Below are 5,959 nucleotides of genomic sequence, written 5' to 3'. Positions count from 1 at the left end.
AACGTGTTCGTGTTATGGTTAGTTACGGGAAAGGACGCGAGTCATTTTCCGATAAGTTACTAAGTTAATTAATTTCAAGGGATTTTCCGATAGGTAAATCAGCAGTAATTAATTATACACGTTGTTGGCATGTCGTTTTTATTTCCAAAATTTCCACCAACTCTTTTTAATCGTATAATTCTTTTTTGCTTTTTGTGATTCGGTTCTATTATCGATATACTCTAGTTTTCCAAATTCATTTGACTTTCCCAATAACACGATATTTTCGTTTTCCAACCAACTCATTACTTTATTGATCTCGTCTTGTATTTCAGGATAGAAATCACTTATTATTTTTTCTTTTTGTACTTCAGTTAATTCCTCAAATGATACTACATTCTGAGATATGTAAGGAACTTCTAGTTTTAGACTAAAATTAAAAGCTAAACTATCCATGAAATCATATCCTTTGCAATTAAGAGTATAAAATTTTCTAATAGATTCTGTACAGTTATTATTCCGTTCTTTTACGTTTGTTAAGTGTCTTTTTAAATTCCACGTTTCCAATTCGGATTGAGTGAGTTGTAGTTCAATTAGATTTTTTAGATCTGAAATAGCATTTGTTTTTTTGTAATTGAATGATAAAAACTCATAATAAGAATCAGAATCCATTTGGTCTTTCAATTCAGTTGATGAGTAAACCCAATTTTCAAATTCAGCAATAGGTACTTTTTCTAGCCAAGTTTTAAAAAGACGATTTTTTATATCCTTTGAAATTGTGTTCATTCTCAAAATGCATGCCAACGTGTTCGTGTTATGGCTAGTTGCGTTGGCTGGAACTAAGTTAGCAAAAAAGAAACTAACCATTAGGAAAATCCGTAGGATTTTCCGAGTACACAAAGACCAAGCAATTAGTTATACACGTTGTTAGCAAAAGTATTTTTTATTAGATTTTAGGTCAATACTTTAATATCTTTTTACTGATTATTTGACCTATATTATTTTGTAAACTAACGAAATATATTCCATCTGTAAATTGACGAGCGTCAATATTCATCTTCTCTTTTTTATTTTCATTTAAGTTGAAAATTAGTCTCCCAAGAGAATTAAAAATTTTAATCGAAATAGACTCTAATTTCTTTTCGGAAGCAATTTTAATTGAACTAGTTTTAGAGTCATAGAATATAGAAATTCCAAAAACTTCATTCTCATTAATCGATAAGGTTTGAGAACCATAAATGGCTTGGTCACCATTAAAAGAATTAATTGTCAAAGTTTTACTGTTATCATTGTTAGTAACAATAGAATAGCCGAATACATTTCCGTTATTATAATTGTCAAAAAAAAATCCAAAGTAAATACCTTCATAAGTTGCATTTGGTGACTGCCCACACCCACCACCTAATGTTTCGTAAGGTCCATCGTAAAATGAAAAAGTGTTGTCAATGTCATTAAAATCAATTAAGCCACCAATTGTTTCGCAAATATTACCAAATAAATTAATATATTCAATACCATTATTCTCATAGGAATCAAATTCCAATGTTACATTTGTTACTTCTTCATTATTTGGTGGAAGATGACTAACATTATCAAGTATTAAATCTTCCAATATCCAATAATTATCAAACAATACAGGGTCTTGACTAAAGCAATTGAGTGATATGCTTATAAAGACGATTAAAATCCTATTTTTCATGCTTATATTTTTGCTAACGTGTTCGTGTAAGCGTCAGTAACGGGAAAATATGTTGATATTTTTCCACTGACGCAACTAATTTAATTAAAAAGGCTGAATTTCCGATAGGGAATTCAGTAGTTATTGCGTTTACACGTTGTTGTATGTTGGCTCACTCATTAAGAAATGATGAATTTATTTTATTCACTATTTCGATTTTTGGCTTTTTACTTTTTATTCTAACTTTATACTTTAAAAGGTATACTAATTCATATTCATTACTATCATCAAAACAATCAAATTGCCTAACCTCTTTGATAAAACCATCATTTGAGTAAAGGTATTCAACCTTTGTTTTATAATTAGAAATTATATTTTTTGATATTATCCTATTTAGAGTATCATAACAATAAATTTCTTTTTTTGAATTCTCATCTCCATCTCCATAGAAAGTTTGAAAGTTGCCTATTCTACAATTATCAGTATACTGAAAAATATTTTGCCATCTTATTTTATTAGTTTTTTCAAAAAGTTCATTCCGTTCGATTATCCTGTTTTCAGAGTCATAAATTTCTTGTAAATAAACAGATGATTCATAGTGAGTTTCTTTTATATTCTCATAATAAATATAATTTATAGTTGTAATTAAAGAGTCGTTTTGATCAAATTTGTTTATTTCGACTAATCTATTTTCTATATCATAACTCAATTCTTTATAAGTTTTATAAAATTCACAAGATTTACAATGAGAAATATAATTTATTACTTTCTGAAGTTTATTTAAATTATAAGAATTTTGCTCTACGTACCCAATAACTCTTAATTTGTTAAAATGATGTTTTCCATACTGGATTGATTCAAGTTTATTACCTAAACTATCATAATAGTGTTCAATTTTAAAAGTCTTTTTTTTCTTTTGTTTTTCATCAAAAGAATATCCAGCTACACTTATTTTAATATCACCAACTCTTTTTACAATTTTTTGAGAATTGCATATTCCAAAATTCATTAAGAGTAATATTATAATTACTTTTTTCAATATTTTAAGTTTAGATTTCCAAGAGCTTGCATACAACGTGTTTGTGTAAGGTTTGTTGCGGTTATTGTTTATAAAGTTAGTAAAAAAGGCTTAACAATTTGTAGCCAATAATGTTTCAGATGGAAAATACTCAAGCAATGAACCTTACACGTTGTTGTGGCACGTTATTTTTTGTCTTTATATAATTCAATCGCTTTTAAGTAATTCATTCCACTAATCTTGGTTTGTTCGTTTAAAAATCCAACCAATTCTGGATGGTTTTCAGAAATCCAGTTTGAAAGTCGATCTCTGTTTTCAATAAATTTGTCAACGTCAAATGATGCAGATGTTCTATTGATATTTGTTATTTTATTACTCTCAAATTGTATTATTTCATTCGTGATTATAGGTTTTTGGTGCAGAAAAGAAATTCGCTTGTCAATTTTTGAAATCTTTGCTTTTACAATTCCATCTTTGATTTGAATTTCAAGAATTTTATAAGTTGGTTCAAAAACAGAATCCCAACGCATCCATTCCAAATATTCTTTTTGAGAGTACTTTTGTTCTAAACCATCGTCAATAGTTGTGAATTCAGTAGTAATTAATTCCATGATTTTTGTATCGTCAGAAGAATCAAGAACACTGTAGTACTGTTCCGCAATTTTGATTTTTTTGATATCCTTTTCAACTTTATTGCAGGAAACAAATCCGATTAATAAAAAAAATAGTATGGTTATGATTTTGTTCATAAAGTATTAATTGGGTAATGTGCTACAACTTGTTCGTGTTATGGCTAGTTGCGTTGGCTAGGACTAAGTTAGCAAAAAAGAAACTAACCATTAGGAAAATCCGTAGGATTTTCCGAGTACGCAAAAACCAAGCAATTAGTTATACACGGTGTTGGGCACAGTATTTATATCAGTCCGAATATGAACATTAAAATTATTGTCCAAATCAGTCCTTTTTTAAATTTTATTTTTTCTTTTTTTATTCGAGTTCCTATTATTAAAGTTGCAATTCCGATTAAAGATTTCACAACGGTTTTCCAAATCGGATAGTTATTTGCGTCAGAGTTAAAATTCGGTTCTAGGGTTCTTGTCAAAACATAGCAAATTGTAAAAATTCCGATTCCAACAATTAAAATTCCGTAGTCTTTTATTCGTTCCGCTTTTTGCTGTGTTGAATATTTTAAAGTTAGGTAGAATAGAATAATTCCGCCAACAAGTTTAAGAAAAAGCAATGGGTTTTGTAACAAATCCGTTCGAGTTGCTCCATAAAACACTAAATCAGTAATGAATAGGTTTACAATTAAGACTGCTGGCAATATCAGAGTTACGAGAATGAAAATCCGTGAAAATCGTTGGCCATTAAGTTTTGAAATAAGCAATGAAAGCAATGCCATAATCGATGTTAAAGCAAAAACAATTCGCAGAAGATAACTACTAAAAAAATCAAATTCACTTGATAAATTCCAGATTGACAATACCGAGAATAAGAGTGTAATTCCGATTAAAATCCAATCTAAAATTCTATTTGAGAATGTTTTTTTCATATTGTGCCCAACGTGTTTGTGTAAGGCTTGTTGCGGTTATTGTTTATAAAGTTAGTAAAAAAGGGTTAACAATTTATAGTCATTAATGTTTCAGATGGAAAATGTTTAAGCAATAAGCTTTACACGGTGTTGTGTGTAGGCTTTTAATTTTCAAAATCGAGGTTTGTCGGTTTAGGAGAAATATATTTTGAAATTTCAATATTTATTGAGTCATTAAATTTTTCCGTTGAATTTCCAACAATTTCAAAACTCAAATTATCAAACCATACTTTTCCAGTTCCACTTATTAGAACACCAAAATTCAGAGAATTACTATTTGAAGGAACATCTAAAACAATCTCATATTTTGTCCAATTTGTTGTTCCTTTAATAGGATTCTTGCTCATGTTGTCAAAATATTTGTTTGCAGGGGAGTTATTTGGGTCAATTCTTAACCACATTCCAACCCAATCAGAAACTTGTTCTGTTTTGATAAAACCACTCATTTTAACTTTTTTTCCTAGATATTCTTTAGCGCTACAAGTTTGCATTAAAGTTCCAAAGCCTTGAATTTTAGATTCTTTTGATTCTATAAAGGAGCTATTGTTTCCATTTTGGGAAATTGACTTATCTAATCCTACCTCATAACTTTGAGGACTATTTCCTGCTTTAAACCATTCATTGGATAAACCCTTATTTTGGTTACTATTTTGGTTACACGAAATAAATCCTAGGGACACAATTGTGAAAAATGAAAGAAGTATTATTATTTGATGTTTTTTCATAGTTTATATTTTATTCTGGAGGCTGCATTCAAGCTTACACACAACGTGATTGTGTATGATTAGTGGCGTGTTTAAGCACCTAATTTAGTAAATAAAAACCGAATAGAAAATCCGCGAGGATTTTCGTAAGTAGGCGAGAACTAGCCATTAATTATACACGGTGTTGCCAGTAGTTTTTATATACATTTACTTTCAGCTGTGTGACAACTCGTAACATTAAATTTCACTTTTAAATCATAAGAAAAACCATCTAAATCAGGAAAAACAGTCTCGTGTCTAATTCCAAGTAGATATAATTTTCTTTGAATTTCCTCAGCTACATCACAGCTAAACGTAAATTTGGTAATAGTTTTAGCAAAATCGTCTTCAAATCCATTTTGTAGTTCTTCCCTTGGATTCGGTTGAATAGAAAAAAGTCCAAATTGACCAGTAATTCTTTTAGTAATATGTGGTGGATAAAATAATCCATATTCATCAAACTCAAATGGCGAATAAATACAACTTGTGTCTATATATCCACAAGTATGAAGTGCAAATATTGCTCCTCCATTTGGATTGCACTTTTCGATTTTTCCATTATGTAAAATATTCGGTTTAGTAGCAAAATACAGTGCAATTAAAGGACTACTTGTCCAATCTAATAATCTAGTCGGTAAACCGTGATGTTGAGCAAGTGCTAACCATTCCCAATCATCTTTTGGTGAAGGATTTATTTCAGAATTAGCCCGTAATTTGAATCTATTCAAAGTTTCTAATTCGTATTCTTCGATTGTTAATCCACAAAGTATTTCTTCATCGATTCTACCGACTGCAGGAATTAATTTGTGATTTTTAGTATCAGATACTCCTCTGTAGACATAATGTCCACAAGTGTATTCGTCAGAAGTGATTAATTCTGTAAGTTCGGTAAATGATTTTATTTCTATCGTGTTCATTCTTAAATTACTGGCAACGTGTTCGTGTGATGA

General features: G+C 29.6%; 7 protein-coding genes. All 7 read right to left on the bottom strand.

Annotation, left to right across the window (positions count from 1 at the left end; all coding sequences use genetic code 11):
• Positions 1 to 138 precede the first annotated feature (138 nt).
• Positions 139 to 765 carry a hypothetical protein gene (locus TD18_RS15300; RefSeq protein ID WP_152611395.1) on the bottom strand — a complete coding sequence of 209 codons (627 nt, stop codon included), beginning with the start codon at positions 763 to 765 and terminating at the stop codon, positions 139 to 141.
• Positions 766 to 937: 172 nt separating this feature from the next.
• Positions 938 to 1,678: a T9SS type A sorting domain-containing protein gene (locus TD18_RS15295; protein WP_084205944.1), complete on the bottom strand. Its 741-nt coding sequence runs from the start codon at positions 1,676 to 1,678 to the stop codon at positions 938 to 940.
• A gap of 151 nt (positions 1,679 to 1,829) precedes the next feature.
• Positions 1,830 to 2,696 carry a hypothetical protein gene (locus TD18_RS15290; RefSeq protein WP_152611394.1) on the bottom strand — a complete coding sequence of 289 codons (867 nt, stop codon included), beginning with the start codon at positions 2,694 to 2,696 and terminating at the stop codon, positions 1,830 to 1,832.
• Between the two features lie 164 nt (positions 2,697 to 2,860).
• On the bottom strand, positions 2,861 to 3,424 hold the full coding sequence (locus TD18_RS15285; RefSeq protein ID WP_040254366.1) for a hypothetical protein: 564 nt from the start codon (positions 3,422 to 3,424) through the stop codon (positions 2,861 to 2,863).
• 164 nt (positions 3,425 to 3,588) lie between these two features.
• Positions 3,589 to 4,227, bottom strand: coding sequence for a hypothetical protein (locus tag TD18_RS15280; protein ID WP_040254364.1), 639 nt, complete (start codon positions 4,225 to 4,227; stop codon positions 3,589 to 3,591).
• A gap of 143 nt (positions 4,228 to 4,370) precedes the next feature.
• Positions 4,371 to 4,991 (bottom strand): hypothetical protein, encoded by a 621-nt coding sequence (locus tag TD18_RS15275; protein ID WP_152611393.1) that lies wholly within the window; start codon positions 4,989 to 4,991, stop codon positions 4,371 to 4,373.
• A gap of 176 nt (positions 4,992 to 5,167) precedes the next feature.
• Positions 5,168 to 5,959 (bottom strand): FRG domain-containing protein (locus TD18_RS16850; protein ID WP_052461213.1); only part of this gene is annotated, 792 nt, incomplete at its 5' end.

Source organism: Psychroserpens mesophilus (assembly GCF_000826645.1).
GTDB classification, from domain to species: Bacteria; Bacteroidota; Bacteroidia; order Flavobacteriales; family Flavobacteriaceae; genus Psychroserpens; species Psychroserpens mesophilus.
This window is presented reverse-complemented; position numbering and strand designations above follow the sequence as displayed.